Source organism: Bradyrhizobium sp. CFUWI, from assembly GCF_056429085.1.
On record NZ_JBWJZE010000015.1, the window covers coordinates 1 to 25,586 of the forward strand.

Annotated in this window: 30 protein-coding genes and 1 pseudogene; 15 read left to right on the forward strand and 16 right to left on the reverse strand. The window is 64.8% G+C overall.

From position 1 onward, the window contains the following. Positions 1-124: 124 nt before the first annotated feature. The 6 genes from AC066S_RS27660 to AC066S_RS27685 all read right to left on the reverse strand — a co-directional run bounded on the left by AC066S_RS27660 (position 125) and on the right by AC066S_RS27685 (position 4,354). On the reverse strand, positions 125-403 hold the full coding sequence (locus tag AC066S_RS27660) for a hypothetical protein (protein WP_478271101.1): 279 nt from the start codon (positions 401-403) through the stop codon (positions 125-127). Positions 404-642: 239 nt separating this feature from the next. After that, a complete protein-coding gene (locus AC066S_RS27665; protein ID WP_007609497.1) occupies positions 643-792 on the reverse strand; it encodes a hypothetical protein in 150 nt (49 codons plus the stop codon). Between the two features lie 71 nt (positions 793-863). Further along, positions 864-1,685: a tetratricopeptide repeat protein gene (locus AC066S_RS27670; RefSeq protein WP_478271179.1), complete on the reverse strand. Its 822-nt coding sequence runs from the start codon at positions 1,683-1,685 to the stop codon at positions 864-866. A 32-nt stretch (positions 1,686-1,717) separates the two neighbouring features. After that, complete coding sequence (locus tag AC066S_RS27675; protein ID WP_478271102.1) at positions 1,718-2,401, reverse strand: substrate-binding domain-containing protein; 684 nt, start codon at positions 2,399-2,401, stop codon at positions 1,718-1,720. Positions 2,402-2,419: 18 nt separating this feature from the next. Next, a complete protein-coding gene (locus AC066S_RS27680) occupies positions 2,420-3,121 on the reverse strand; it encodes a GrlR family regulatory protein (protein WP_126258388.1) in 702 nt (233 codons plus the stop codon). A gap of 198 nt (positions 3,122-3,319) precedes the next feature. Next, positions 3,320-4,354 carry a glutamine synthetase beta-grasp domain-containing protein gene (locus tag AC066S_RS27685; RefSeq protein WP_126258389.1) on the reverse strand — a complete coding sequence of 345 codons (1,035 nt, stop codon included), beginning with the start codon at positions 4,352-4,354 and terminating at the stop codon, positions 3,320-3,322. A gap of 539 nt (positions 4,355-4,893) precedes the next feature. Between AC066S_RS27685 and AC066S_RS27690 the strand changes: the two genes are divergently transcribed. After that, positions 4,894-5,097 (forward strand): DUF2735 domain-containing protein, encoded by a 204-nt coding sequence (locus AC066S_RS27690; protein ID WP_028136764.1) that lies wholly within the window; start codon positions 4,894-4,896, stop codon positions 5,095-5,097. A gap of 319 nt (positions 5,098-5,416) precedes the next feature. Then, on the forward strand, positions 5,417-6,160 hold the full coding sequence (locus tag AC066S_RS27695; protein ID WP_126258712.1) for a tyrosine-protein phosphatase: 744 nt from the start codon (positions 5,417-5,419) through the stop codon (positions 6,158-6,160). Here AC066S_RS27695 and AC066S_RS27700 read toward each other — a convergent pair whose 3' ends face one another. Next, the gene (locus AC066S_RS27700; protein WP_478271103.1) at positions 6,161-6,901 is read right to left on the reverse strand and encodes an SGNH/GDSL hydrolase family protein; all 741 of its coding nucleotides are present in this window, start codon (positions 6,899-6,901) and stop codon (positions 6,161-6,163) included. Positions 6,902-7,019: 118 nt separating this feature from the next. Here AC066S_RS27700 and AC066S_RS27705 point away from each other — a divergent pair, with 118 nt between their 5' ends. From AC066S_RS27705 to AC066S_RS27725, 5 genes and pseudogenes are all read left to right on the forward strand, one after another. Then, positions 7,020-7,700, forward strand: coding sequence for an SDR family oxidoreductase (locus tag AC066S_RS27705; protein WP_478271104.1), 681 nt, complete (start codon positions 7,020-7,022; stop codon positions 7,698-7,700). A gap of 56 nt (positions 7,701-7,756) precedes the next feature. Next, a complete protein-coding gene (locus AC066S_RS27710) occupies positions 7,757-7,954 on the forward strand; it encodes a hypothetical protein (RefSeq protein ID WP_126258393.1) in 198 nt (65 codons plus the stop codon). Continuing rightward, positions 7,951-8,206, forward strand: a pseudogene (locus tag AC066S_RS27715) (hypothetical protein). Before AC066S_RS27710 ends, AC066S_RS27715 begins: the two are co-directional and overlap by 4 nt. Positions 8,207-8,282: 76 nt before the next feature. Beyond that, positions 8,283-8,969: a DUF2161 domain-containing phosphodiesterase gene (locus AC066S_RS27720; RefSeq protein WP_478271105.1), complete on the forward strand. Its 687-nt coding sequence runs from the start codon at positions 8,283-8,285 to the stop codon at positions 8,967-8,969. 96 nt (positions 8,970-9,065) lie between these two features. Then, entirely contained in the window at positions 9,066-9,371 is a 306-nt protein-coding gene (locus tag AC066S_RS27725; RefSeq protein WP_126258396.1) for a hypothetical protein, read from the forward strand. A gap of 81 nt (positions 9,372-9,452) precedes the next feature. Here AC066S_RS27725 and AC066S_RS27730 read toward each other — a convergent pair whose 3' ends face one another. From AC066S_RS27730 to AC066S_RS27760, 7 genes are all read right to left on the reverse strand, one after another. Next, positions 9,453-10,058, reverse strand: coding sequence for a GNAT family N-acetyltransferase (locus AC066S_RS27730; protein WP_126258397.1), 606 nt, complete (start codon positions 10,056-10,058; stop codon positions 9,453-9,455). Positions 10,059-10,210: 152 nt separating this feature from the next. Then, the gene (locus AC066S_RS27735) at positions 10,211-10,609 is read right to left on the reverse strand and encodes a PaaI family thioesterase (RefSeq protein ID WP_478271106.1); all 399 of its coding nucleotides are present in this window, start codon (positions 10,607-10,609) and stop codon (positions 10,211-10,213) included. A gap of 277 nt (positions 10,610-10,886) precedes the next feature. After that, entirely contained in the window at positions 10,887-12,089 is a 1,203-nt protein-coding gene (gene kynU / locus AC066S_RS27740; protein WP_478271107.1) for a kynureninase, read from the reverse strand. 8 nt (positions 12,090-12,097) lie between these two features. After that, the gene (gene kynA / locus AC066S_RS27745; protein ID WP_126258400.1) at positions 12,098-12,937 is read right to left on the reverse strand and encodes a tryptophan 2,3-dioxygenase; all 840 of its coding nucleotides are present in this window, start codon (positions 12,935-12,937) and stop codon (positions 12,098-12,100) included. Positions 12,938-12,972: 35 nt separating this feature from the next. Further along, positions 12,973-13,782, reverse strand: a complete 810-nt coding sequence (locus AC066S_RS27750; RefSeq protein ID WP_126258401.1) for an alpha/beta hydrolase — start codon at positions 13,780-13,782, stop codon at positions 12,973-12,975. A 218-nt stretch (positions 13,783-14,000) separates the two neighbouring features. Continuing rightward, positions 14,001-15,278 carry an ArgE/DapE family deacylase gene (locus tag AC066S_RS27755; protein WP_478271108.1) on the reverse strand — a complete coding sequence of 426 codons (1,278 nt, stop codon included), beginning with the start codon at positions 15,276-15,278 and terminating at the stop codon, positions 14,001-14,003. 53 nt (positions 15,279-15,331) lie between these two features. Next, positions 15,332-16,057 carry a pyridoxamine 5'-phosphate oxidase family protein gene (locus tag AC066S_RS27760; RefSeq protein ID WP_126258403.1) on the reverse strand — a complete coding sequence of 242 codons (726 nt, stop codon included), beginning with the start codon at positions 16,055-16,057 and terminating at the stop codon, positions 15,332-15,334. 74 nt (positions 16,058-16,131) lie between these two features. Between AC066S_RS27760 and pdxR the strand changes: the two genes are divergently transcribed. Together pdxR and AC066S_RS27770 are read left to right on the forward strand one after the other, a co-directional pair. Continuing rightward, entirely contained in the window at positions 16,132-17,604 is a 1,473-nt protein-coding gene (gene pdxR, locus AC066S_RS27765) for a MocR-like pyridoxine biosynthesis transcription factor PdxR (protein ID WP_478271109.1), read from the forward strand. A gap of 67 nt (positions 17,605-17,671) precedes the next feature. Then, positions 17,672-17,905: a DUF6719 family protein gene (locus tag AC066S_RS27770; protein ID WP_126258405.1), complete on the forward strand. Its 234-nt coding sequence runs from the start codon at positions 17,672-17,674 to the stop codon at positions 17,903-17,905. A gap of 3 nt (positions 17,906-17,908) precedes the next feature. On the opposite strand, the gene AC066S_RS27775 is transcribed toward AC066S_RS27770, so the two are convergent. Beyond that, the gene (locus AC066S_RS27775) at positions 17,909-18,271 is read right to left on the reverse strand and encodes a hypothetical protein (protein WP_126258406.1); all 363 of its coding nucleotides are present in this window, start codon (positions 18,269-18,271) and stop codon (positions 17,909-17,911) included. Positions 18,272-18,886: 615 nt separating this feature from the next. On the opposite strand from AC066S_RS27775, the gene AC066S_RS27780 reads away from it, so the two are divergent. Continuing rightward, positions 18,887-19,072, forward strand: a complete 186-nt coding sequence (locus AC066S_RS27780; protein ID WP_164718703.1) for a hypothetical protein — start codon at positions 18,887-18,889, stop codon at positions 19,070-19,072. On the opposite strand, the gene AC066S_RS27785 is transcribed toward AC066S_RS27780, so the two are convergent. Continuing rightward, the gene (locus AC066S_RS27785) at positions 19,062-19,610 is read right to left on the reverse strand and encodes a CreA family protein (RefSeq protein ID WP_126258409.1); all 549 of its coding nucleotides are present in this window, start codon (positions 19,608-19,610) and stop codon (positions 19,062-19,064) included. The two genes, AC066S_RS27780 and AC066S_RS27785, sit on opposite strands and share 11 nt — an antisense overlap. Before the next feature lie 208 nt (positions 19,611-19,818). On the opposite strand from AC066S_RS27785, the gene AC066S_RS27790 reads away from it, so the two are divergent. The 5 genes from AC066S_RS27790 (at position 19,819) to AC066S_RS27810 (ending at position 25,584) form a co-directional block, all read left to right on the forward strand. Then, positions 19,819-21,417: a L,D-transpeptidase gene (locus tag AC066S_RS27790; protein ID WP_478271110.1), complete on the forward strand. Its 1,599-nt coding sequence runs from the start codon at positions 19,819-19,821 to the stop codon at positions 21,415-21,417. Between the two features lie 327 nt (positions 21,418-21,744). Continuing rightward, positions 21,745-22,314, forward strand: a complete 570-nt coding sequence (locus tag AC066S_RS27795) for a glutathione peroxidase (RefSeq protein ID WP_478271111.1) — start codon at positions 21,745-21,747, stop codon at positions 22,312-22,314. Positions 22,315-22,480: 166 nt separating this feature from the next. Next, positions 22,481-23,497: a polysaccharide deacetylase family protein gene (locus AC066S_RS27800; RefSeq protein WP_135169503.1), complete on the forward strand. Its 1,017-nt coding sequence runs from the start codon at positions 22,481-22,483 to the stop codon at positions 23,495-23,497. Between the two features lie 7 nt (positions 23,498-23,504). Continuing rightward, entirely contained in the window at positions 23,505-24,056 is a 552-nt protein-coding gene (locus AC066S_RS27805) for a dihydrofolate reductase family protein (protein WP_164718705.1), read from the forward strand. A 412-nt stretch (positions 24,057-24,468) separates the two neighbouring features. Next, on the forward strand, positions 24,469-25,584 hold the full coding sequence (locus AC066S_RS27810) for a helix-turn-helix domain-containing protein (protein WP_478271112.1): 1,116 nt from the start codon (positions 24,469-24,471) through the stop codon (positions 25,582-25,584). The last annotated feature ends 2 nt before the right edge of the window (positions 25,585-25,586 follow it).

The window sequence follows — 25,586 nt, forward strand, 5'->3', positions numbered from 1 at the left end:
TGAAAGCCGGAGTGTGGTTCCGCCGTGCTCGTCTGCTCATCGTCTCTCCTGATTCGCGGGTCAATCTTGCCCGCCGTCAGGCAGAAACTCCACTTATCGCGCTGTTCAGATTTGCGGGACCAGCTCAGTCGGCGCCGCCCTGCAGGCGGATCTGATCGCCGATCAGCCGCCCTCGCGCCCCGATCCTGGCGACGTCCGCGCCCATCAGCGGCTTGTAGTTGGGATCGAGGTTATGCCGCTCGGTGATCACCTCGGCGACGATCTCGCCGTCGCGCTCGTCGTAGGTGCCAAGGTGCGCAAAGCCCGAATTGCCGCCCAGCATCTTGCCGTCATGCAGGCACATGATGCTGCAGCCGAACGCATCGTTGACGCCGTATTCAACCTTGTAGAGTCCGTCCAGCAACGCAGTCAGCCCACAAATCGGAAAAGTGCTCCGGGCTACCTAGCATTGCCGCCGCGTCTCGGCCACCGGGCTTTTGCCCGCAGGGGCGTTGCGGGTCTCAGCGGCTCCCGGACGTCATGCCTGCTTTGCCCTGGACAGCCATCCATTTCGCCTAATCCGCAGTCAACGATTTCAAGGACTTGGCTACTGTGCATGGGGTTGTTTTCGCGTTTATTGGGTGCCGCGAGGCTCATCTGGCGTCAGTGACGCTTGAAATACTGCACCTCGCGCTCGTGCTTCTCGGCCGCCGCACGGCTCTTGAAGGTGCCGAGATTGCGACGCTTGCCAGTCTTGGGATTCACCTTGCGTGAATAGAGGCGGTATTCGCCCGATGCCAGTTTGCGGATCATGATCGCGCTCCGTCTTGTCCTGACGTCAACGACGTATGCGCGAGCCAGGTTCCGCCGGGTCCTGGCTCTGCTCAGAAGCACAGCGTGGTGACGAGCTTGCCCTGCTTGTCCTTGATCGCATAGGGACAGCGAATGCGCTCCAGCGCCTTCTTGGCGTCCTCGTCGCCGAGCGCCGCGGCACGCTCGTAATAGGCCTTCGCGGCGTCCTTGTCCTTGGGCCCGCCGCGGCCTTCCTGCGCGAAGGCACCCATCCGCTCCAATGCGCCGGGATAGTTTTGTGCCGCCGCCTTCTCGAACAGCGCACGAGCCGCGACCTCGTCCTTCGCGCCACCCGTGCCTTCGGAGAGCATCAGGCCGAGCTGGTACTGCGCTTCCGCGTTGGTCTCGGCAGCCCTGCCGAGCAGCGCGCGCGCCTGCGCGGGATCGGCCGGCGCGGCGCCACCTGCGCCGCCGAGCGCGGCGAGATTGCTGACGCCACGGGGATTGCCGGCCTGCGCCGCCTTCTCGAACAGCTTTCGCGCTTGTGCCTCGTCCTTGGCAACGCCGGCGCCGGTGGCGTAGGCGACGCCGAGTTCGACCATGGCCGCGCTAGATCCCTTGTCGGCGGCCTTGCGCCAGGCCGCCATCGCCTCGCCGGACTGCCGGTTGGCCGCATAGGCGCGGCCGAGCGCGAACATCGCGCGCCGCGAGGATGGCGCGGCCTGCTTGCAGAACCTGATCGCGGTTGCAATGTCGGAGGCCGCGATCTCCGCCACGCCCCTCACGTCGGCCGGCTTGTCGGGATCGCTGGGATCGGCGGCGACCCGGTCGCACAGAACGAGATCGGCCGATTGCGCCTGCGCCGTCAGGGGCACGGCGAGCGCGAACAGCATGGCAAGGAGATAAGTCCGCATGGTCGCCACGTTGCGTTCCCGTTCCGGCAAATTCAAGGCTCGAGTCCCGATTGGCGCAGCACGGGCACGACATCAGGCGATGCCAGATAGCGCAGCAGCCGGTCAGCGGCTTCCGCATGTTTCGCATTCGCCACGCGGCCGGCGGAGAACACCGCCGGCGTCTGCAATTCGTGCGGGATCGGGCCGACCACCTCGATGCCTTCGACCTGCTTCAGCTCGCTGATCTGCTGCACGGCAAGATCGGCCTCGCCGCTGACGAGGCGCTGCGCCGTGAACCCCTGCTCCACGATGCTGGCCCTGGCGTTGATCTCGGCCGCGATGCCCATCCGTACGATCAGCTGGGCGAAGTAGACGCCGCTCGCGCCCAGCCGCGAATAGGCAACGGACCGCGCTGCGAGCAGCGACTTGCGCAGCGCCGTTTCGCTGCCGATGTCGGGTTGCGGCTGCCCGGCCCGCACCGCGATGCCGACATAGGAGCGCGCCAGATCGGCCGCGCCATCGGCAAGCGCGCGGCCCTCCGCGATCACCTCGTCCAGCCCCTCGCGCGTGAGAATGACGAGGTCGGCGGCCTCGCCGTCGCGCAAGCGCTTCAGCAGGGCCAGGGTCGGCGCGAAGTCCGCGTCGACATGGATGCCTGTTTCAGCCTCGAAGGCGCAGGACAGGCTCCGCATCGCGCCCATCAGGCCGAGCGTCGAAAGCATGCGGACTTTTTCCATGTGCGCTTCCCGTCACGATCAGGCGCGGTGCATCAGCTTGAGCGCGGCGGTCAGGCGCAGGCTGCGCTTGCCGGCAAGCGCGGCCGCCTCCATCACCGCCTCTTCCGCATCGTAGCGACCGGAGAAGCCGATGCCGACCTCGTGGCCGCCGAAGATCGGATCGTCCTTGGCCGGCGTGTGCTCCTGGTTGAGGATCTGGCCCTTCCAGCGGCCGTTCGCGGCGGTGTAGCTGCCGAGATAGTAGAACGAGGCATCGCCACCGAGGATGCGGCCCCGGTTGAGCAGCATCACGCCGGTGAGGCCGCCGTCGAGACCGTCGAGCATGCGCAGATGGATGGAATAGAGACCATCGGCGATGCCGGCTTCGCCGATGCCACCGGCAATCGGCACCTCGTCGTCCGTGATCGGTGTCATCACCGACTGGAAGGGAATGCCCGGCAGCTCCTTCAGTTCGCCCTTGAAGCGATAGAGGTCGCCATCCGCCCAGCCCTTGGCGAGCAAGGTGGCGTCGTCAGTGCCCGCCATGGCGCGGTAATTCGGATCGGGATTATGGCGGACGGTGCTGATCACGATATCGACGCCGCTGTCGGTCTTCTCATAGGTGCCGATATGGGCGAAGGCCGAATTGCCGCCGAGCATCTTGCCATTGCCGGCATGCATCACGCTGCGGCCGACGGCGTCGCCGAGCTGAAATTTCACCTTGTAGAAGCCTTCAAACACCAACCGTGTCCCCGGGCCTCGCGCGCATCCCAAGACATTCTATCGCGCTTTCAGCGGCAATGGACAAGTGTCGCGCGGCCGGGCCAGGCAATTACCAGGACGACCGTCATCCAAATGCAAAAAATCCGCCGGAGCCTTGCAGCTCCGGCGGATTGAGCACCAACCCGGGCCAGCCCCCCAGCCCGGGCCGGGAGGAACTTAGGCCGCGGCCTTCTTATCGGTCGGCACGGAGGCGATCGTCTTCAGGATCTGCGAAGCGATCTGGTATGGGTCGCCCTGCGAGTTCGGACGGCGGTCTTCCAGATAGCCCTTATAGCCGTTGTTGACGAAGGAGTGCGGAACGCGGATCGAGGCGCCGCGGTCGGCAACGCCGTAGCTGAACTTGTTCCACGGCGCGGTCTCGTGCTTGCCGGTCAGACGCTTGTCGTTGTCCGGGCCGTAGACGGCGATGTGGTCCATCAGGTTCTTGTCGAAGGCGGCCATCAGCGCCTCGAAATATTCCTTGCCACCCACGGTGCGCATGTACTCGGTCGAGAAGTTGGCATGCATGCCCGAGCCGTTCCAGTCGGTGTCGCCGAGCGGCTTGCAGTGGAATTCGATGTCGATGCCGTACTTCTCGGTCAGGCGCAGCATCAGGTAGCGGGCCATCCACATTTCGTCAGCGGCCTTCTTGGAGCCCTTGCCGAAGATCTGGAATTCCCACTGACCCTTGGCGACTTCCGCGTTGATGCCTTCATGGTTGATGCCGGCAGCTAAGCAGAGGTCGAGATGCTCTTCGACGATCTTGCGGGCGACGTCGCCGACGTTCTTGTAGCCGACGCCGGTGTAGTACGGGCCCTGCGGCGCCGGATAGCCGGCCTCGGGGAAGCCGAGCGGACGGCCGTCCTTGTAGAAGAAGTATTCCTGCTCGAAGCCGAACCATGCGCCGGAATCGTCGAGGATGGTGGCGCGCTTGTTGGAGGGATGCGGGGTCTTGCCGTCGGGCATCATGACTTCGCACATCACCAGCACGCCGTTGGTGCGCGCCCCGTCCGGGAAGACGGCGACCGGCTTCAGCACGCAATCGGAGCTGTGGCCTTCGGCCTGCTGGGTGGAAGAACCATCGAAGCCCCAGAGCGGAAGCTGCTCGAGCGTCGGGAACGACGCGAATTCCTTGATCTGGGTTTTGCCGCGCAAATTCGGAGTCGGCGTATATCCGTCGAGCCAGATGTACTCGAGCTTATACTTGGTCATTGAGCCTCTCTGTAGATGATGCGAAAGGTTTGGGGGCCCGGAGGCCCCTGAACGTTTTGTACCCGGCCATCATCGGCCAGCCCCTAACAAGCATTTTACGTGCCAAAAAGCCGCAGTGCGGGACGTTTCCATCGCGATCGGGGACTCCCCGCCGCGAGCAGACCGCCTCCTGCGATATGCGTCATAGCCGCGCACCTCTGCGTGAAGCCGCAACGCAAAAACGCCGCGGAAACCGCCAGTTTTTGTAGCAGGCGGCGCGGCTCGGAACGGTGCCGATGAAACGCGCATCAACCGCCGGCAATTTTTGCAAAGTCTCTCGCCCCTTCGCAGCAACCTTTGGAATGGCCCCCGCGTTGGCCTCCGGCAAGCTGCCTTAGGGGAAGCAGACCTCCATCTGCCCACAAATTGGGCGGCAACTGATTTCCTTTTCAGCACTTTCCAATCCAGGGGACGCGGCCGATATGGGGACTCCGGTAACCACAATCGAACGAGTCGGGCGCACCATGGAGGCCAATGCGCTTCGACCAAGGAGAATCGCAATGATGAACAATGGTCTGAGTCACGGATCGGCAACGATCTACCAATTCCCGGTCGGGGGCCGCGCAGCTCTCGCCGGACGCCGCTATGGCGAGACCCGCCTCCCTGCCGATCATGCCTCGCATCCCGCGAACGTCTCGATCTGCAGCGACAGCTGGTATCACCAGGACGCGGTCGACGACGCCAAGCCGAAATGGGATCGCTGATGCCTTTGCTCGGTGTGAAACCGCCGCGCTCGAACAAACGCCTGGCGGAAGTTGAAAAAGGGTCGAAACAGCGATGTTTCGGCCCTTTTTGATTCCCGGGTGAATCCGCGCCGTTCAGATTATGGCGCAGGCCGTCGCCGGCCGCTTCGGATGCTTGACCATGGTGGTGCCGGGACTCCGATGGTCAGCGTGATCCAGCCGCCAGCAAAAGAATGGCCTTGTGCCGGCCGATGATCGCCCCCTGTAATGGATCTCAAGGACGCCCCCTCGTGCGTCCAATGGAACCGTAACCGAAGTCGATCCCATGCAAGATTCTTCTCTGAGAGACTCCCCTGCCCGTCATCTGGCTCTGCAAGGCGCCAGTAATTTTCGCGATCTCGGTGGTTATCCGACCGCCGATGGCCGCACCACGCGCTGGCGGCACATCTTCCGCTCCAACCATCTCGGCCAGCTCACCGCTGCCGATGTCGAGATCGTCCGCGCGCTGGGCGTGCGAAGCGCATTCGATTTCCGCGGGCTTGAAGAGCGCGCGGCCGGCGTCTGCGTGGTGAATGAGATCAATGTGCACTCGCTGCCGATCGAGCCGACCGTCGTGGCTGCGCTGCGCGCTGAACTCTCGAAGGGGACACTGACCGCGCCGGTGGCACTCGAGCTGATGCGCGAGTCCTATCGCAACTACGTCCGCCACCACACGCACAGCTTTCGCAGCCTGTTCGGCCATCTGCTGGAAGACCGTGCGCCGCTGGTGATTCACTGCACCGCCGGCAAGGACCGCACCGGCTTTGCCAGCGCGCTGATCCTGCATGCGCTCGGCGTGCCCGATGACATCATCGCCGAGGATTACCTCTTGACCAACCGTCACTACAAGCGCGATGCGACGGCCGGCACGGACCTGCCCGAGGACGTCCGCAACGCCATCGGCAGCGTCGAGACCTCGTATCTTGCTGCGGCCTTCGAGGCCGTCGGCAGCGAGTATGGCGATCTCGAAACCTATCTGCGCGACGGGCTCAAGCTCGGCGAAGCCGAGCGGGCCGCGCTGAAGGCGCGCTATCTGCAAGCCTGATCACGACGTTGCTTGGTCGATCAGCCACCTCCCCGGCGGGACAGCGTCGGTGATTGCCTGACACAGGGCTTTGGAGACCTGAAGCGTGCTCCAGTCGCTCTGGTGAAGCATGTCGGGTCGATCCGTTGGATCGAGCATCTGGTCGAATGGCACGCCATTCTGCACATGCCAATGCCGCATCAGGGCCCAACGTCGGAACACATTGACCTTCGCAGCTTCCGCGATCTCCCGGATCTTCGAGACCATCTGCTCCGAAAGCTCGGCTTTGTCGTCGCGGAGCATGGCGGTGACATATTGCGGATCAATCAACACAACATCCATTGGATGCTGCCCCAGCCGGCGCACGCCTTCGGCAATACTGTCCAGCACCTGCTGAAAGTTGAACTCGTTCTTGCGGAAGACAGCGTTGGTGCCGACCTGCCAAAGCACCATCGCGGGCCGGTCCGCGAAAATATCTGCGTCGAAACGATCGAGCTCTGTCGGCGCCTCCTCTCCGCCCCTGCCGCGGTTCAGGACGTCGATGCGAAGCTTCGGCAAGGGGCCGGCGTAGTGCTGCCTCAAATACATCTCCAGGCGGGCGGGGTAAGGCACGACATCCGCACGTCCCGCCGTTGAGGATGATCCCATCGCCACGATGCGAGCCGGACCTTCTCCGCGCAGAGCGTCAAAGAAGCGTCGCAGCGGGTATTTGAGCGCGATGATGTCCTGCGGGATGTCTACGGCTGGCAGACTTTCGGACATGCCAACGCCCTCACGCTATTCAAGGTTGCAGAACTCATTCAGCCTTGAAGCCGCCGCCATTGCAAGTCCAATTCGGCCCGCGCAATGTCGGGGCGCAAGGGTAACGACGGAGAGCAACGTGCAGGGAAAAGTGGTTCTCGTGACGGGCGCGCGCGGCGCGCTCGGCAAGGTGGTCGCGGAGATCGCTCGATCGCGCGGCGCGCGCGTGGCCTGCATCGACCACGCGCCTTCGCAAGTGCCCCCGACGCCCGACCGCATCGAGGTCGGCGGCGTCGACCTCTCCGACGCGGCGCAAGCGCGGACGGCGGTCGATGCGACAGCCAAGCATCTCGGCCGGCTCGATGCGCTGATCAACATCGCCGGCGGCTTCGCCTTCGAGACCATCGGCGACGGCGACGTCAAGACGTGGCAGCGCATGCATGCGCTCAACGTGCTCACCGCGCTGAACGCCTCGCGCGCGGCGCTGCCCCATCTCGCAGCGTCCAGCGCTGGCCGCATCGTCAATATCGGCGCCATGGGCGCGCTCCAGGCAGGCGCCGGCATGGGGCCTTACGCGGCGTCGAAAGCCGGCGTGCACCGGCTCACCGAGGCGCTCGCCACCGAGTGGAAGGGAATGGTCACGGTGAACGCCGTGCTGCCGTCGATCATCGACACCGCGGCCAATCGCGCCGACATGCCGAAGGCGGACTTCTCCAGATGGGTGACGCCGCAGGAACTCGCCGAGGTCATTCTGTTTCTCGCCAGCGAAGCCGCGAGCGGCGTCACCGGCGCGTTGATCCCGGTGGGCGGGCGGGTCTAAGTCGAGGGCGTCGGACGCATCTTTTCGTGGCAAGTCAACATTGCTATATTTGGATCATGACGACCGAAGATATTGAGAAAGCGATAGAGCTGCTAACGCCAAGCGAACTTGCGCGCTTTCGCGCGTGGTTCGAACAGTTTGAAGCCCAGCGCTTTGATCAAGCCCTGGAGCGCGACGCTCAGGCAGGAAGGCTCGACGCGTTCGCCGAGGAGGCGTTAAACGCTTACCGCGCAGGGCAGACGCGCGACTTGTGAGACACACGGCTTCGCCAAGATTTTGGAAAGCCTACGCAGCCTTGCCTGCCAATATTCAGAAGTTGGCCGATGCCAATTTCGCCCTTTTGAAGTGCGATCCCAGCCACCCATCGCTGCATTTCCAAGAAGGTCGGACGATTCTGGTCGGCTCGCGTCGGCCTGCGGCACCGCGCATTGGCAGTCGAGACTGACGGTACGTGCGTCTGGTTCTGGATCGGTTCCCATGCGGACTATGATCGGCTAGTCGGTTGAACGCTCTGCTCAACTCCGATCCGGGATAGACTGGCGCAATTGATTCTCCGTTCGAACATCGACCCGGGACCTTCCTTTGGAAACCGCCCTTTACCTGCCCGTCAAACGCTTCCTCGAGGGACTCGGCTTCACCGTGAAGGGCGAGATCGGCGGCTGCGATCTCGTCGGCCTCAGCGCCGGCGATCCGCCGATCGTGGTGATCGGCGAGCTCAAGCTCGCCTTCAATCTCGAACTGATCCTGCAGGCGGTCGACCGCGCGCCGGCCGGTGACGAGGTCTGGATCGCGGCGAAGATGTCGGCCCGAGGCAAGGGACGCGAGAGCGATGCGCGCTATCGCAATCTCTGCCGCCGCCTCGGCTTCGGCATGCTCGGCGTTACCGATCGCGGCCAGGTCGAGGTGCTGGTGAAGCCGCCGACGGCAGCGCCGCGCCGCGAGCCGAAGGTGCGCTCGCGCCTCGTCGCCGAGCATCAGCGCCGCCAGGGCGATCCCGTGCTCGGCGGCAGCACCCGCGCGCCGATCATGACGGCCTATCGGCAGCAAGCGCTGGCCTGCGCCTCGGCGCTCGCCGACGGGCCGCGGCGCGTGCGCGAATTGCGCGAACGCTGTCCTGATGCGGGCAAGATCTTGCTTAACAATGTGTATGGCTGGTTCGAACGGGCCGACCGGGGAATCTACGGGCTCACCGAGGCCGGACACGCCGCCCTGAAACGCTGGCCACAGCAACGGATTGAGGTCGATTCCGCTGTTGCGTCGCTGTCATGACACCCGACCGGTGCATAGCTGAGATGCCACACCAATTTCATATTGCAATGCAACATTGGTGGCACTAGGTATCCCCGGCATCGAAACGAGGCCGTTATGAGCGCAGACTGGAATACCAAATATGGCACGCGGCGCGTCCGCCACGATCCGCCCACCCTGGACGAGGCGATCTTCGCCGCCATCGGCATCACCGACGATCAGGGGCAGCAGGCCGAGATCGCCGCAGCCTTGATGGGGATGCCGCTCGATGTCGTGCAGGCCGAGGTGAAGAAGCAGGCGCGCACCAACAGCCGCATCACTGCGACGCGCGTGATCGCCGGCGAACAGGGCGCACAGCGCTCCGTCGTGGTCGAACGCCGCACCGTGCGCCGCTTCGGCACCGGCACGCGTACCGGCACCTAAGGCGTTCGTTTCACGATCTACGAAATACGAAAGCGGACCGGCCATGCCGGTCCGCTTTTTGATTCAGCCTGCGATTTGAAGTCAGGCGGCGCGGTTGTCGTACATGCTGGAGATGATCTTCCAGCAGGTCGAGTTGAGGCTGAGAAGCGCGCGCCCGGCCGTGAAGGGCGAAGCCGCGAGATCGGCAAGCTCTGCCTCGGGCGTCTTGGCAAGATCGATCGTGCCGGTCGATTCGCCCTGGCGGAAAGCCAGATGCGCCCCGAACTTCCTGGCGAGCGCCCGCATCGCGTGATTCTCGGCACCGGTTGTGATGCGCAGACGCCTGTAGCCTTTCCAGCGCGCCTCCGCGATCAGGCGGCGGAACAACGCGGTGCCGACACCCTGGCGCCGCGCCGAGGCTTCCACGCTGAAGGCGACTTCAGGCAGGGCCTCATCTTCCGGCGGATGCAGCTCGGCCGCACCGCGGACCACGCCGTCGACGATATAGGCAACGATCACGGTGCCGTCCTCGGCGCAGCGGGCGGCGTAACGCTCGATGAAGCTGTCGTCGAGATAACCGTTGAAACGGTCGTGCCGGCTTGCGGCATCGAGCCTCAGCAGGTGATCACGCAGGAGCGGCAATTCTTCCTGCTGGATCAGGGTCCGCACATAGCCCGGAGCCGTGCGGACGGTCTCTTGAAGTACCACGTCAAAACTCCTCTTGGTGTCCCTCGAGGAGGCGTTCGAATCCCTAGGCTCCCTATATTGTGCATCGCAGCATCTTTTGCAAGACAGGAACCTGCCCAACTTAAAGGCACGGGAGACGACTAATTCGTTAATGAATTCAAAGCCCCGTAGTCTTACAGGACCAGCTGGGTCTGGGTCACCACGGCCACCAGCTTGCCCTCCTCGGTCTCCAGCCGGGTGGTCCAGACCTGGGTCCGCCGGCCGCGATGGACCGGGGTCGCCGTGGCGATCACCGTGGTTCCCTCCTTGGCCCCACCGATGAAATTGGTCTTGCTCTCCAGCGTGGTCGTACCCTTGGCGTCGTCAGGCAGGTTGATCACAGTCGCGGCCGCGCCAACGGAATCGGCCAGCGCCATCACCGCCCCGCCATGGATGGTGTGGTGCAGCGTGCAGAGATCGGGGCGGACCGTCATCCGCGCCACCACGCGGTCCTTCCCGGCCTCGACGAACTCGACGCCCTTGAGCTCGGCGAACGGCATTTTCATCGCTTTAAGTTTCTCGAGCGGCGTCATCAGATCTTCTCCCAATTCGTTGTTGTCTCAGCGTGAATTGCTTCGCGCGGCAAAGCAATGACGTCCGAGGTAATCGCCGTGCTGACATCGGCGGCACAGTGCATGGGCTTCTCTCGGTTCCGTCATCCTGAGGCGCGAGTTGCGCGGTGCGCAGCGCCGTGCAGAAAGCCTCGAAGGATGAACGGCCGCGAAGCCGCCGGGCCGTCGCCCTTCGAGGCTCGCTCAGCGGCGCATCGGCGCCATCGAGCTCACGCCTCAGGGTGACGGTGATGGATTTTCACGTCACCGCGTTCACGACCTGATATTCCGGCCGCCGCCACACCTCGCCTGCGATGACCTCCTCGATGATCTCGGCAGCCCGGATGATCTCGCGCTCGCCAATGTAAAGCGGCGTGATCCCGAACCGCATGATGTCAGGCGCGCGAAAATCGCCGATGACGCCGCGGGCGATCAGCGCCTGCATGGCGGCGTAACCGCCGTCGAAAGCGAAGGAGACCTGTGAGCCGCGGTGATCATGCGCGCGCGGCGTCATCAGCCTCAGGGACGGACAGCGGCGCTCGACTTCGGCGATCAGCAAGTCGCCGAGCGCCAGCGAGCGTGTGCGGACGTCAGCGATATCGACGCGGTCCCAGATATCGAGCGAGGCCTCCAGCGCCGCCATCGCCAGCACCGGTGGCGTGCCGACGCGCATACGCTCGACACCGCCGGCGGCCGCATAGGCAAGCTCGAACGCAAACGGCTTGGCGTGCCCCATCCACCCCGACAGCGCCGCGCGCGCGTGGTCGGCGTGGCGCGGCGCAACGTAGAGGAAGGCCGGCGCGCCGGGCCCGGCGTTCAGATATTTGTAAGTGCACCCCGCCGCGAAATCGGCGCCGGTCCCGGCGAGATCGACCGGCAATGCGCCGGCGGAATGCGCGAGATCCCAGACCGTGACGATGCCGAGCGCATGCGCCTTCGCGGTCAGATCCGCCATGTCGTGGCGGCGGCCGGTGCGGTAATCGACCTCGGTGATGTAGAGCACCGCGATCTCCTCCGACAACGACGCCTCGATTTCCTCCGGCGCGACCAGACGCAATTGATGGCCCCGTCCGAGCGTCGCGATCAGGCCTTCGGCCATGTAGAGGTCGGTCGGGAAATTGCCGGTGTCCGACAGGACGGTCTTGCGAGACGGATTCATGTCCAGCGCGGCGGCGAGCGCCTGGTAAACCTTGAGCGACAGCGTGTCGCCGACCATCACCGAGCCGGCTGCCGCACCGATCAGCCGTGCGATGCGGTCGCCGAGCTGGCGCGGCTGGACGTACCAGCCCGCGGTGTTCCAGGCGCGGATCAGCTCAACGCCCCACTCCTTCGTGATGACGCGGTTGACCCGTTCGGCAACGCCCGATGGCAGCGCACCGAGCGAGTTGCCGTCGAGATAGACGACGCCGTCAGGCAGATCGAACAGAGCTTTGGTATCGTCATAGACGCGATATCTGGTCATGGGCATTTCTACAGAATGGTGCGGACGCGCCAGAGCTCGGGGAACAGCTCCACCTCCAGCATGCGCTTGAGATAGCTGACACCACCGGTGCCGCCGGTGCCGCGCTTGAAGCCGATGACGCGCTCGACCGTGGTCACATGGTTGAAGCGCCAGCGGCGGAAATAATCCTCGAAGTCGACCAGTTTTTCGGCGAGCTCGTAGAGCATCCAATGCGTCTCCGGCGCCTCGTAGACGACGCGCCAGGCCTGCAGCACGCCCTCGTTGAAGCTGTGGGTCTCGCGCACATCGCGCGCCAATACAGCCGCCGGCATCTTGAGCCCGTTGCGGTCGGCGAGCCTGAGCACCTCGTCATAGAGGCTTGGGGTCGCAAGCTCGGCCTCCAGCAGCTTCGTCGTCTCCGGATCGTGCGCGTGCGGCTTCAGCATGGCGTGGTTGCGGTTGCCGAGCAGGAATTCGATCAGTCGGTACTGGCGCGACTGGAAGCCCGAGGACTGACCGAGCTGCGAGCGGAAGCGCGTGTACTCGCTCGGCGTCATCGTGCGCAAGACATCCCAGGCGTTGTTGAGCTGCTCGAAGATGCGCGACATCCGCGCCAGCATCTTCATGGCGGGCGAAACGTCGTCTCTGGCGATGGCCCGGCGCGCGGCACTGAGCTCGTGGATGGCGAGGCGCATCCACAGCTCGGTGGTCTGATGCTGGATGATGAACAGCATCTCGTCATGCGCTTCAGACAGCGGATGTTGCGCGCCGAGGATCGCGTCCAGCGCCAGATAGTCGCCGTAGGACATGCGCCGGGCGAAATCGGTCTCGGCGCCTTCGCTAGTGGGATCATAATCGCTGGACGTCATGGGCAGGCCCTTTCGATCGATCTTCCCAGCCTTGCTCAGTCGAGGCCGATCAGGCGCGCGGTGATCGGCGAGGCCGGATCCTTCAATCCGTCGATCACGGTAAAATGGTTCAGCCCGGGATCGACGACGAGACGGGTCTGCACATCGAAACCGGTCCAGATATTGGCCATCAGATCGGACTGGCGAATGAATTCGGGCCGCTCGCCGCCACCGACCCAGGCGGTCACGGGCGAATGCCCGCGCGGCAGATGCAGCGCCGCGCTTTCGAGCGCCGCCTCCTCCATCGTCATGCGCAGCGTGTCATTCATTTTGGTCTTCAGCAGTGGCCGCAGGTCGTGCAGGCCGCTGATCGAGAGCGTGCCGGCGATACGGTTGAAGACGGCGGGCTCCAGCCGGCTGTCGTCGCACAGCATGCGCGTGACGAGGTGGCCGCCGGCGGAATGGCCGGCAAGCCGGATCGGTCCTGCGACGAGAGAAGCCGCTTTCGCGATCGCGGCGGAGATCTCGGCAGTGATGTCGGAGATGCGCGCGGCCGGTGTCAGCGTGTAGCTCGGCAACGCTACCGTCCAGCCGTGAAGGCGTGCGCCTTCGGCCAGATCGGTCCAGGCCGACTTGTCGAAGCGCATCCAGTAGCCGCCGTGCACGAAGATGACGAGGCCCTTGCTGTCGGCGTCGGGCAGGACCAGGTCGAGCTTCTGGCGCTCAGCGGCGCCATAGGCGATATCAGCGCGAAAATTCTTCAGCCCGGCCCGGTAGGCCGCCGCCCGCTCCGCCCATTGCGCCGGCATCTTGTCCGATCCCGGGATATGGGCCGAATTGGCGTAAGCATCATCCCAATCGCGCATTGTCACTCCTCGGACTCGGGCTCTGCGATCAGGCGTCAGTCTGCCACCGGTCAGGGCCGCATCCTAGTCTTTATTTTAAGCTTAAAGGATTCCAGCCGAGATATCGTAGGGCGGGCAAAGCGCAGCGTGCCCACGCATTTGGTCATGTTCGAGACACCTCGTGGGCACGGCGCTAACGCGCCTTTGCCCACCCTGCGAGAGCTGCGACTGAGGCGGCGCTAAGCCTTCTCCAGCCCGCACCATTCCGCGATGAACAGCGCCATCGCCTTGGTCGTCTTCTTCAGCGACTCCAGATCGACGAATTCGTTGAAGCCGTGCATTTCGCCGCCGCCGGCGCCGAAGCAGAGGCTGGGGATGCCGTGGTTGAGGCCATAGAAGCGGGTGTCGGTGAGCGCGGTGAAGACGAGATCCTCCGGCACGCCGCCATAGACCTTGCCGAACGCCTTGGCGAATGCAGCTTCCGGCGCGGCGGCGTCGGTCAGCTCATAGCCTTCCGACAGGAAGCCCGACCATTCGATCTCAGGCGGATTGTTGGCGAGGAAGCGGTGGTTGCGCGCCGCGGCCGCGACGCAGGCCATGATCTCCTTCTGGTGATCGGCGATCGACCAGCCCGGCAGAACCGCGATCCGGCAGTCGACGTCGCACCAGGCCGGCACGCTGGAGGCCCAGTCGCCGCCCTTGATGATGCCGGGATTGAAGTTGATGGGATGGTTGAGCGTCTTGAAGTGCCTGTCGGCCTTGGCGCGCTCGTTCCACTCGATCTCGAGCTTTTGCAACGCCTGGATCAAATGATAGGCGGCCATGATCGCATTGGCGCCGGAGCCGGCGAACGCCACGTGAGTCGGATGCCCCTTGACGCGCAGGCGAAACCAGATCACGCCGACCTGCGAGCGCACCATCTTGCCGCCGGTCGGCTCCGGAATGAAGCAGGCATCGGCGCGGTAGCCGCGCTGCAAGGTCGAGAGTGCGCCGACGCCGGTGCTCTCCTCTTCGATGACAGATTGGAAGTGGATCCGAGCCGTCGGCTTGAAGCCCGCAGCCTTGATCGCATCCAGCGCATAGAGCGCGCCGATGGTGCCCGACTTCATGTCGCAGGCGCCGCGGCCGAACATCTTGCCGTCCCTGATGACGGGCGAGAACGGCGGCGTGTCCCACAATTCCAGCGGGCCAGCGGGCACCACGTCACAATGGCCCTGCAGGATCAGCGATTTGCCGCCGTTCGTTTGCGGACGGTAGGTCCCCACCACCGAACGCGCCTTGGAGAAATCATGCTCGATCGGGCCGAAGCCGCGCAGATCCTTGAGATCGTTGACGTCGATGTGCCAATCGTCGACCTCGTAGCCGCGCTCGCGCAGGAGGTCGCCGATCATGTCCTGGCACGGCCCCTCCGCCCCACGGGTCGAAGGGATCGCGACGAAATCGCGTGTGGTGGCAAGCTGGTCCTCGAAGCCGGCATCGACGGCGTCGAGAATCCTCTGCTGCGTTTCGGCATTCATCAGGCAACTCCAGGCATTCCAAGGGTCCCAGGGAGTGCGCAAGCTAGCCGATTTCAGCCGTTCGGGTACTCCACAAAATATGCATCCCGCAATGCATCTTCGAGCAGTCGCCCCTCCGAATAGCCGTCCAGCGTCGCAGGCCGGCTGACGCCGTCGAGCAGGCGCGGACACGGCTCCGGCGCGCCGAGCACCGTGCGCACCGGAATGCGCTCGGCATAGATCGGCAACGCATAGTCCTCGTCGTCGTCAGCAACACCCTTGGCGCGTATCTTGGCCGAGGCTTCCTCGATCTCCATCGCGATGAAGGACGTCGCCTTGATCTCCTGGGTGGTGCTGGCCCGAAGGCTCGCGGTGCGATCCGGGAAAAAGCGATCGACCATGGCGATCACCGCCCGCTCCTTCTCATCGGGATCGGTGACGAGATAGGCGGTGCCGAATGCCATCACCGCGCGGTAGTCGGCGGAATGGTTGAAGCCACAGCGCGCCAGCACGAGGCTGTCGAGATGGGCGACGGTGAGACACACGCGCTCGCCTTTGGTCTGATTGCGCAGCATCCGGCTGGCGCTCGAGCCGTGCCAGTACAGCTTGGTGCCCTCGCGCCAGAAGAAGGTCGGGGTGCAATAGGGCTGGCCGTCGATCACGTAGGAGACGTGGCAGAGCATCGAGGAATCCAGGATGCGATGAACCGTGTCGTGATCGTAGAAGCCGCGGTCGTGCCGGCGCTTCACCTGGTTGCGCGCCGATGTCGGATAGGAATTCGAGGTCTCGGTCTGGCTCACGGCCGCTCCTGATCGGATTGGAAAGATCGGGAATAGTTGTAGCGGCGCATTTGGTCTGCGATAGTTCCAATTCCATGCGAAAAATTCCGACCAATTCCCTGCCCTCACCGGCCAAGACCGAGCTGCCGCTCGACCTCGCCGGCCCCCACATCACGGCGGGCGCCTCCGCCGCGCACCGGCTCTATCAGGCCTTGTGCGAGATGATCGTTTCCGGCCTCGTCAAGCCTGGCGAGCCGCTGCCGCCCTCGCGCACGCTGGCCAGGCAGACGGGCTTTCGGCGCAACGCTATCGTCATCGCCTATGAGCGCCTGATCGCCGACGGGTTTGCCGAGGCCAAAGTCGGCTCCGGCACCTTCGTCGCCGCGCGCATCCCAGCGCGCACGGCCGCGCCGAGCACGCCGAAGGCGGTTGTCGAAGCGCCCAGGCAAGGTGCGTTCGCGCTCGGCTGCACCCATATCGACGACCGCGCCGTGCAGCGCTTCCGCGCCTTCGTCGGGCGGCGCATGCGCGCCTTCGGGTCCGAACATCTGCATTACGGCGATCCCCGCGGCAGCCGCGAGCTGCGCGCCGCCATCGCCGATCATTTGTTGTCGGCGCGCGGGCTGCGCTGCGATCCCGATCAGATCATGTTGACGTCAGGCACTCTGCACGCGCTGCGCATCGTGCTGAGCGCGATCCTCAAGCCGGGCGACCAGGTCTGGTGCGAAGACCCCGGCTATCCCGCCGCGCGAAAGACCATCGCGCATTGCGGCTATCGCGCCGTGCCCGTTCCCGTCGACGCGCACGGCATGCGCATCGCCAAGGGCCGTGCCACGGCGCCGTCCGCGCGCGCGGCCTACATCACGCCGTCGCACCAGTTTCCGCTCGGCGTGCAGATGTCGATGCCGCGGCGGCTCGAGCTTTTGGACTGGGCCAGGCAGGCCGGCGCCTTCGTGCTGGAAGACGATTACGACAGCGAGTTTCGCTATGACGGCGCACCGCTGATGTCGCTCGCCGGCATCGACCGTCTCCAGCGCGTCATCTACCTCGGCACCTTCGCCAAGACGCTGTTTCCGGGCCTGCGCATCGGCTATTGCGCCCTGCCCGAGCGCCTCATCGCCGACGTGACGGCTGCGCGCGCGGCGCTCGATCGCTTCCCCGGCACGCTGATGGAAGGCGCGGTCGCCGACATGCTCAACTCGGGCGCATTCGCCGCAAACCTCAAGCGCGTGCGAAAACTCTATCGCGATGCGCGCGATGTCCTGGCCGAAACGCTGGAAGCCGCTTCCGATGGCGTGCTCTCGGTGCCGGTGCCGTCACAAGGCCTGCATCTGGTCGCCAGGTTCGATCCATCGATCGACCCGTCGGTGGCCGCGCGGGCCAAGCAGGCGTGCGGCGCGGAAGGCTGGCTCTTGGCCGACACCTATTCGCGCGCGCGCCCTCTGCCCGGCTTCGTGCTGGGGTTTTCCGGCCACGCGGTTCCGCAGCTCAAAGCCTCCGCCGAACGGCTCGCGCGGGAGTCGCGCGCAGCCCTGCGCGCGGGAACCAGAGCCGCTCGGCGCGCGTGACGAACGTTCACTATGAGAATCGCCGGCCAGTCCCTACATTGCCGCACCGTCGCCGAGACCTATCGCCATGCTGCTACGCCTCTCGTTCCTGATCTCCATCGTGCTTGTCGCGACGGCACATGCCGGCTCGGTTGGACGCGAGCAGGACATCGTCGATCTCAAGCTGGGTCAGCGCGTGCAGGTGGATGACGGAACCTGTCCCGCCGGACAGGTCAAGGAAGTGCGTGGAGCGAGGATGACGGACAAGGGCGTCGCGCGCACCAGCACCTGTGTGCCGCGATACGGTCCGAAGACGAAATAGCTGCTACTTCGCCGGATCGAACATGCATTGCAAGGTCGGCTTGGCGATCTTGGTGAAGGTCGGGCCGATTTCGCTTTGCTTGGAAGCCGGCACCCAGTCGGTCTCGATGGTGGGCACGCCGGTTTCGCTGATGCCGCGCAACAGCGCTTCGCGCAGATCGCGGTCCTCGACGGCCGCCGCGGCGTGATCGTGCAGGCAGCCGCAGACTTCCTCAGGATGTTCCCACCGCCCAAGCATCCGCGGCGCGCATTGACGCACGAACTCAGTGCGGGGATCCGGTAATCTGGAGGGGGCGCGCACCTGCGCCTGAGCGGCGCCGATCGTCAGAATGGAGACGAACGCAGCGGCGCAAAATCGAACGAGCATGACGGCCTTACCGGCTGATTTCTTATTGTCGATCAGAAGCGCGCGGCAACCAAGATCGGCTGCGACGTCGCGGTGCTCACCGGCGAGCCGCTGTACTGGAAGGTGCCGATACCCGGGAGACTGCCGTCCGGCGCGCCCGCGAACGAGGACCCGGCAACCACGAAAGCGAAAGCAAGGATGAAGCTGAACGCGCGCATGGTGTGGTCTCCGAATTCCGTGGCCGGCGGTGCGCCGTTCGTCGTTGTCGAGTTGATAACCATGGGCGGTTTCGCGCGTGATGCGCCGAAAGCGCAAAATGGTTTCATCCTGCGTGAGAATTGTTTCGTCGGGTCCGAGGCGACGACACAATTCTCGAAATCCGCCAATTATTTCAGTCAGCTCGCGCCGGAACTCTAAGCGGCCTGACAGGTTCCGCATGCGGTTTGCGAGCACCCCTTGCGTCGGCGTCGTCACGGTTCCGCCTTGCCCGCTTCACACGCATTTTACGTTTTTCTGTTGAAGAGGGACGAACGAAGGCTGGGTCCCGTCGAACCGGGGGCGCATCGGCTGCGACCCAAGCCATCGAAACCGAGACGCCCGGGATCACCGGGCGCGTTCAGCTGAGGGATGGCCATCATGATGGGGCAAGATCGCGCAACGCCGCGCGAGGCGGACCAACGGAGCGACGGCGGCGATCAACGCCCCAGCCGCGTCGCCTCGGCCGGCGCGATGTCGCTGCAGTCCGGCCGCGGCTTTGAGGCCACGCCGCAAGCCTTCGCGCGGCTGACCGGCTCGCATCTCGCCAAGCGCGTCAATCCGTGAAGAACTCGCCGCACTTCTGAACGTTTGCGTCTGCCGCTCCCCACGGCATGATCGGCACCGTCGAGGTCGAATTCTTCGGCGAACCCTCGATCAGCCTGTCCGAATAGACCATGTAGACCAGCACGTTGCGCTTGGTGTCGCAGCCGCGCACGATCTGCATCTTCTTGAAGAACAGCGAGCGGCGCCGGCGGAACATGTCGTCGCCCTGCTCCATCTTGTTCTTGAACTTGATCGGGCCGACCTGACGGCAGGCCAGCGAGATGTCCGAGACCTCCTCGGCAAGGCCCAGCCAGCCCTTGAAGCCACCCTTCTCCGGCACCGTGAAATGACAGGCGACACCCTCGACCTCGGGATCGTCGAGACCATAGGTCGCAAGCTTGTCGTTCGGGCTCATCCATTTGAACACGGTGGAGCGGCGGAAGATCAGATCTGGCTCGTCGGCAGCCTGGACCGACGCTGCCGGCACAGCCAAGGCCAGGAGGAATAAGGCGAGGCCTTTCAGGCGGATGCCGGCAAGACCAGGGAAACGAGATGACATGAAGTTCTCCGCTAACAAGTCCTCGCAATGTAGGAGCGCGTCAGCCCGACAGGAAGACGACGCGCAGCCGGGGGTGGCCGCCGTTTACCGCTCTGTGAGGCTTTTTTGCTACGTCTTGAACAAAAGTAGGCGACGGCAGAACCACCCTGCTAGTGAACGCGTAGTCCCTTTGCGAGACTAACGTTTGATTTGGATTATGGATTCGAGGATGAACAGCGTGAACGGGTCGGGTTTTTCCGCCAAGCCGGCGCGGCTCTGGCAGGTCGCCATTTTGACGGCGGCGGGTGCGATCGGCGCGACCAGCCCGGCAAACGCAGCATTCTATTATTGGACGGATTATTCCGACGGATCCTATTACCCCCGGCAGGACCGGCGTCCCGAGATACCGCGCCAGAAGCCGCAGAAGCGCAGCGCGACCGGCAAGAAGGCGGTCGTCGCCGAGAAGGAAGCCGGCACCAAGCCGCAAGGGCCGCTGGTCATCGTCGTCTCGATCGACCGGCAGAAGGTCACGGTCTACGACACCAATGGCGTGTTCGCGGAATCTCCGGTGTCGACAGGCATGAAGGGCCATTCCACGCCGATGGGTGTGTTCAGCGTCATCCAGAAGCACAAGTTCCACCATTCCAACATCTATAGCGGCGCGCCGATGCCGTACATGCAGCGGATCACCTGGTCCGGCGTCGCCATGCATGCCGGCGTATTGCCGGGCTATCCGGCTTCGCATGGCTGTATCCGCATGCCGATGTCGTTCGCGATGAAGATGTGGAATTGGACCAGGATGGGCGCGCGCGTCATCGTCGCGCCCGGAGAGATATCGCCGCACAGCTTCTCCCATCCCCTGCTCGCCTCCGCGCGCGTGCCGCCGCAGCCCGCCGCCAGCCTCGAGCCGCAGACCAATGCCGGCGACAAGGCCGACAAGGGCGCGGCGCCAACCAAAGCCGCCGAAGCCAAACCGACCGAAACCAAGACCGCCAGCGCCGACGCCGTGCTCGAGCTGCGCGCCTCCGTCGGCCACACCGTGATGTCGGATGTGACCACCGGCAATGCGCCCGTCCGCGAGGATGTCGCCGCCCCGGCCGAGGAGGTCAGGACCGCCGAAGCATCCGATGCGGCCAAGCCTCAGTCGGACGGAGCCGCCAAGTCGGCGAACGAGGACAAGCCCGCCGACAAGGTCGAGGCCGTCAAGGCCGAGCCGGCCAAATCCGAACCGGCCAACGCGAACGCCGCTAAGACACCCGACGCACGGGCACCTTCGATCGCCGCCTCGTCCGACGCCAAGAAGGACGAGAGCCGCCTTGCCGAACCGGCGCCGGCCGCGAAGCCGGAAGCACCCAAGCGGGCCGGCCAGATCGCCGTCTTCATCAGCCGCAAGGATTCCAAGCTCTACGTGCGGCAGAATTTTGCGCCGCTGTTCGATGTCCCGGTCACGATCGCCACCAGCGACCGTCCGCTCGGCACGCATATCTTCACCGCCGAACTCGACAAGACCGATTCCAATGCGCTGCGTTGGTCGGTGGTGTCGCTGCCGGTGTCCGCCCGTGCCGCGGCACGCGAGGACGACAGCCGCCTCACGCGCCGCAAGGGTGGCGCTGCCCTGATCCCTGTCGCCGCCAAGCCTGTCACCGCCAAGCCCTTGGTCACGCCTGACAGCCCGGCCGAGGCCCTCGACCGCATCTCGATCCCCGCCGACACCATGGCGAGGATCAACGAGATGCTGACAACGGGCGGCTCCATCATCATCTCCGACCAGGGCATCAACCAGGGCGAGACCGGCGAAGGCACCGACTTCATCGTTCGCCTGTACTAAAGCATGATGGGATCAAGCTCGATTGCCGCGATGACGGAGGTGCACTTCCTCTCCCGCTTGCGGGAGAGGGCTGGGGAGAGGGTGTCTCCTCAATGGGACAATCCCCAAGAGGAGAAAGCCCTCTCCCGGCGCGCGGGACGATGCTTCGCATCGCCCGGACGCGCCGACCTCTCCCGCAAGCGGGAGAGGTGAACGCCCCTGCGGCAATCGGTTCAACCTTAAGCCACTCCGCTCTAGTGTCTCACCGCGTCCGATAACGCGGTGTTGACGAGGCGGGGCGCTGTCGCGGAGTAACATGCCCCTCGGATCATTTCGGGGGACGCCGTCATGGTGAACCGCAGGACCATGCTCACCGTGGCGCTGGCGGGTGTGCTCGCGCCGGCGACGCGTGTGCTTGCCGATGGCGGCATGAGCCGAATCTCGGCCTATGCCTTTTCTTTCTCTGCTTTGTCCGGCGACGACATCCGTCTCGCCGCGTTCACCGGTAAGCCGTTGCTGGTTGTCAACACGGCCTCGCTCTGTGGCTACACGCCGCAATATGCCGGCCTGCAGGAGCTCTGGAACGAGTTTCGCGAACGCGGCCTCGCCGTGATCGGCGTGCCCTCCAACGATTTCGGCGGCCAGGAGCCGGGCGGTACCGGCGAGATCGCGGCGACCGCGCATCACCAATATGGTGTTACCTTTCCGATCACGGCCAAGGCTGTCGTGGTCGGCACCAAGGCGCATCCGTTCTACAAGTGGGCCGCCGAGGCGAGGCCTCGGGAGGTTCCGCGTTGGAACTTCCACAAATACCTGATCGGCCGCGACGGCTATATCGCCGACGTGTTTGCCTCGGCGGTCGAACCAACCGACACGCGAATCAAAACAGCCGTTGCCAAAGCGCTGGCCGCCGGCTGACGCGAGGCGTGCCCAATCGGGCTGGGCACAATCGTGGCGAGATGCCAAACAGCCGTTGCAATGGCGATGGCCTACCATCTAGGCTAGGATTGGTTTGGGGCAGGATGGTTTTGCCGGTGGCGAAAAGCCGCGGCGGAACAACGGGATCAATCTCGAGGACAACACCATGCGCGTGGCGGCAGGACTGATTTTGGCAAGCGCGATATCTTTGGCCATGACCGGCGCGGCGTGGTCGCAGACCCCGGCAAAGCCCGCAGCTGCGACACAAGCCGCTCCCGCGGCAACGCCGGCAGCGGCGGCCGCCGCTCCGCCCGCGGCTCCCGCGGCAGGCGCCGCGCCGGCGGGTTTCGTCAATCCGCCTCCGCCCAAGCAGGCGCCGCAACCGGCGCGCGCGGCCTGCAACACGCCGGGCGCGCTCGGTGTCGCCCGCACCGTCGAGATCGACACCACGGGCGGTCCGGGCTTCGGCTTCGAGCACTTCAAGGAGCTCGACTTCCTGCGCGACAAGGAGGTGGTGCTGACCTTCGACGACGGCCCATGGCCGCGCAACACGCCCGCAGTGCTGAAGGCGCTCGCCGATGAATGCACCACCGGCATCTTCTTCACCATCGGCAAGCACGCGACCTACGAGCCGGAGATCCTGAAGCAGGTCTACAACGCCGGCCACACCGTCGGCACCCACACCTGGTCGCACGCCAATCTCAACAACAAGAAGCTCAACGAAGCACAGCGCAAGGAAGAGATCGAGAAGGGCGTTTCCGCGGTGAAGTGGGCGCTCGGCGGCATCTCGCCCTCGCCGTTCTTCCGCTTCCCGGCACTTCAGCATCCGCCGGAGATGGTCACCTATCTCGGCAACCGCAACACCGCGATCTTCTCCTGCGACATCGACTCGTTCGACTTCAAGGCCTCCAAGCCTGAGAAGGTGGTCGAGACCGTGATGAAGAAGCTCGATACCAGGGGCAAGGGCATCATCCTGATGCACGACTTCCAGAAGCACACTGCGGAAGCCCTGCCCGAGCTGCTCAAGCGCCTCAAGGCCGGCGGCTACAAGGTGGTGGCGATGCGCGCCAAATTCCCGGCGTCCTCCTTGCCGGAATACGACCAGGATCTGGGCAAGGACATCAAGCTGCCGACCGTCAGCCAGCGCCCGGTCAATTCCGTGGTGACGACCGTTTCCGAATAGACGGCCATTGTCTTTCCGTATCGAAGGCTACGTCATCGTCTCGGCGGACGGCATGCTTGCCGACGCCGGTCGCGTCATGCCCGACAGCCTGAAGTTCGAGGGCGACAAGCTGTTCTTCGAGCAGGCGCTCGACCGCGCCGCGCTGATCGTGCACGGCCGCAACTCGCATGAGCAGCAGCCGAACTCGCCGAATCGCAAGCGGCTGATCCTGACCCGCAAGATCAAGGCGCTCACCGTCGATCCGGAGCTGCCGAACGCGACGCTGTGGAATCCGGAACATGCGAGCTTCGAGGAGGCCTGCGCCTTTGCCGACGTCGCCTCCGGCATGGTCGCCGTCATCGGCGGCCCCGTCGTGTTCGACCTATTCATGGATCGCTACGACACGTTCTGGCTGTCGGAAGCCCCGCATGTGCGCCTGCCCGGCGGTGAAGGCTGTTTCGTCGGCGTACCCCAGCGGACGCCGCACGAGGTGCTGGCTTCGCACGGAATGAGACCCGGCGCGCCGTATGTGCTCGACGCGGCGCATGAGGTGACCGTGACGCCGTGGCGGCCCGGCTAGCTCCCATCAAAATCGGAAAAACAACCCCATGCACAGTACCGGCAATATGACACCATTACGTATCCCGCCGATATCACGCTGAAAATTGGTCCCGCCGCCGGCCAGCGCAAAGCCGGCTAGCATATTTGCCGAGACCAATAATCGGCCCCGACGGCGGTGATGGCGCTATAGCCAACCTCTGTGGCGCTGCGTCAATACGAGCCGACCATTCCGAAACGCCGCATCAATAGACTGAGACAAAAGCGCAAAACTGGACGGCTTCGGCTCGAGGCTGTCGCCGCGCGGGCGGCAGGACTCCCGCGCAAACGAACCCTTTGCCTTCGCCGGATATCAACCTCCAGCCGGGCCTGCTTGGCCCGGCGCCGCCCTTCCCCGCTTCTTCACTGCCGATCAGAACGCGACCCCGACCACCATGAGCGACGACGCGACGACGACAGGATCGACTGACGCCTCCGGGCTGGCTGCTGATGCAGCGCCGATTTCATCCCTGCTTCCGGCATTCGGCTTCCGCGCCGATCAGATGGAGGCCAATGCCAACGTCGCGGCGTGGCGGGAGGCTGTCGCCACGCTGTTCGACGTCGACGAGCTCGCCGCCGACGAGCCGGGCCCGTTCCGCGCCGACATCAGCTCCTACGCCATGGGGCCGGTGCTGATCGGATTGAGCCGGGCCAGCGGCCAGCGCTTCCGCCGGACCGCCGAGACGATCGCGCGCAGCGGCGTCGACCACATCATCCTCCAGCTTTACGTCAGGGGTGGCTATGACGGCATCGCAGGCGATCGTCCGATCCGTGTGCGCGCCGGCGACATCTGCCTGTTCGACCTGGCCCAGACCCTGGAGACCAAGGCGACGGCCTTCGAGAATGTCACGCTGGTGGTTCCGCGCCCGATGTTCGGCACCCATCTCCTGCGGGTCGACGATTTGCATGGTCTCGTCTTGCCGGGCAGCAGCGTGATCGCGAGGCTGCTTGCCGGGCATCTCACCGCCCTGTTCGAATTCGCCCCGCGCATGAGCCTCGACGAATGCCAATCGGTGGTCGAGGGCACGGTCTCGCTGCTGGCGGCGTGCCTGCGCAACGAGCTCGAGCGTGGCGATCCCGACGCCGACCAAGCCGTCACGGCGGGTCCGTCCCTGATGCGGATTCGCCGATACATCGAGGCTGGTCTTGCCAGCAACGAGCTGTCGGCCGGCTCGATCGCGGCCCATTTCGGCCTGTCCCGGGCTTCCCTGTACCGGCTGTTCGCGCCGGTCGGCGGCATCGCCGACTACATCCGCAGCCGGCGGCTTCACCGCGCCTTCTTCGACCTCGCCAGTTCAGATGCGAGAACCTTGAGGATCAGCGAAGTCGCGCGGCGCTGGCAGCTCGGCACCGATGCGCATTTCACACGCTCCTTCAAGGCAGCCTATGGCATCACGCCGCGCGCCGCGCGCGAGGCCGCCTTGCTCGGTGTGCAGCGGGACATGGACGGAACGAGCAACGCAACGATCTCGCGGTGGATGCGCGAGATCGCGCCCCCGCGTGCAGATTGATC

Excerpts from the sequence above, each read along its gene's own strand:
- AC066S_RS27665 (WP_007609497.1), bottom strand. The coding sequence starts at position 792 with ATGATCCGCAAACTGGCATCGGGCGAATACCGCCTCTATTCACGCAAG.
- AC066S_RS27670 (WP_478271179.1), bottom strand. The coding sequence starts at position 1,685 with ATGCGGACTTATCTCCTTGCCATGCTGTTCGCGCTCGCCGTGCCCCTG.
- AC066S_RS27675 (WP_478271102.1), bottom strand. The coding sequence starts at position 2,401 with ATGGAAAAAGTCCGCATGCTTTCGACGCTCGGCCTGATGGGCGCGATG.
- AC066S_RS27685 (WP_126258389.1), bottom strand. The coding sequence starts at position 4,354 with ATGACCAAGTATAAGCTCGAGTACATCTGGCTCGACGGATATACGCCG.
- AC066S_RS27690 (WP_028136764.1), top strand. The coding sequence starts at position 4,894 with ATGATGAACAATGGTCTGAGTCACGGATCGGCAACGATCTACCAATTC.
- AC066S_RS27700 (WP_478271103.1), bottom strand. The coding sequence starts at position 6,901 with ATGTCCGAAAGTCTGCCAGCCGTAGACATCCCGCAGGACATCATCGCG.
- AC066S_RS27710 (WP_126258393.1), top strand. The coding sequence starts at position 7,757 with ATGACGACCGAAGATATTGAGAAAGCGATAGAGCTGCTAACGCCAAGC.
- AC066S_RS27725 (WP_126258396.1), top strand. The coding sequence starts at position 9,066 with ATGAGCGCAGACTGGAATACCAAATATGGCACGCGGCGCGTCCGCCAC.
- AC066S_RS27735 (WP_478271106.1), bottom strand. The coding sequence starts at position 10,609 with ATGACGCCGCTCGAGAAACTTAAAGCGATGAAAATGCCGTTCGCCGAG.
- kynU (WP_478271107.1), bottom strand. The coding sequence starts at position 12,089 with ATGACCAGATATCGCGTCTATGACGATACCAAAGCTCTGTTCGATCTG.
- kynA (WP_126258400.1), bottom strand. The coding sequence starts at position 12,937 with ATGACGTCCAGCGATTATGATCCCACTAGCGAAGGCGCCGAGACCGAT.
- AC066S_RS27750 (WP_126258401.1), bottom strand. The coding sequence starts at position 13,782 with ATGCGCGATTGGGATGATGCTTACGCCAATTCGGCCCATATCCCGGGA.
- AC066S_RS27755 (WP_478271108.1), bottom strand. The coding sequence starts at position 15,278 with ATGAATGCCGAAACGCAGCAGAGGATTCTCGACGCCGTCGATGCCGGC.
- pdxR (WP_478271109.1), top strand. The coding sequence starts at position 16,132 with ATGCGAAAAATTCCGACCAATTCCCTGCCCTCACCGGCCAAGACCGAG.
- AC066S_RS27770 (WP_126258405.1), top strand. The coding sequence starts at position 17,672 with ATGCTGCTACGCCTCTCGTTCCTGATCTCCATCGTGCTTGTCGCGACG.
- AC066S_RS27775 (WP_126258406.1), bottom strand. The coding sequence starts at position 18,271 with ATGCTCGTTCGATTTTGCGCCGCTGCGTTCGTCTCCATTCTGACGATC.
- AC066S_RS27780 (WP_164718703.1), top strand. The coding sequence starts at position 18,887 with ATGATGGGGCAAGATCGCGCAACGCCGCGCGAGGCGGACCAACGGAGC.
- AC066S_RS27785 (WP_126258409.1), bottom strand. The coding sequence starts at position 19,610 with ATGTCATCTCGTTTCCCTGGTCTTGCCGGCATCCGCCTGAAAGGCCTC.
- AC066S_RS27790 (WP_478271110.1), top strand. The coding sequence starts at position 19,819 with ATGAACAGCGTGAACGGGTCGGGTTTTTCCGCCAAGCCGGCGCGGCTC.
- AC066S_RS27795 (WP_478271111.1), top strand. The coding sequence starts at position 21,745 with ATGGTGAACCGCAGGACCATGCTCACCGTGGCGCTGGCGGGTGTGCTC.
- AC066S_RS27800 (WP_135169503.1), top strand. The coding sequence starts at position 22,481 with ATGCGCGTGGCGGCAGGACTGATTTTGGCAAGCGCGATATCTTTGGCC.
- AC066S_RS27810 (WP_478271112.1), top strand. The coding sequence starts at position 24,469 with ATGAGCGACGACGCGACGACGACAGGATCGACTGACGCCTCCGGGCTG.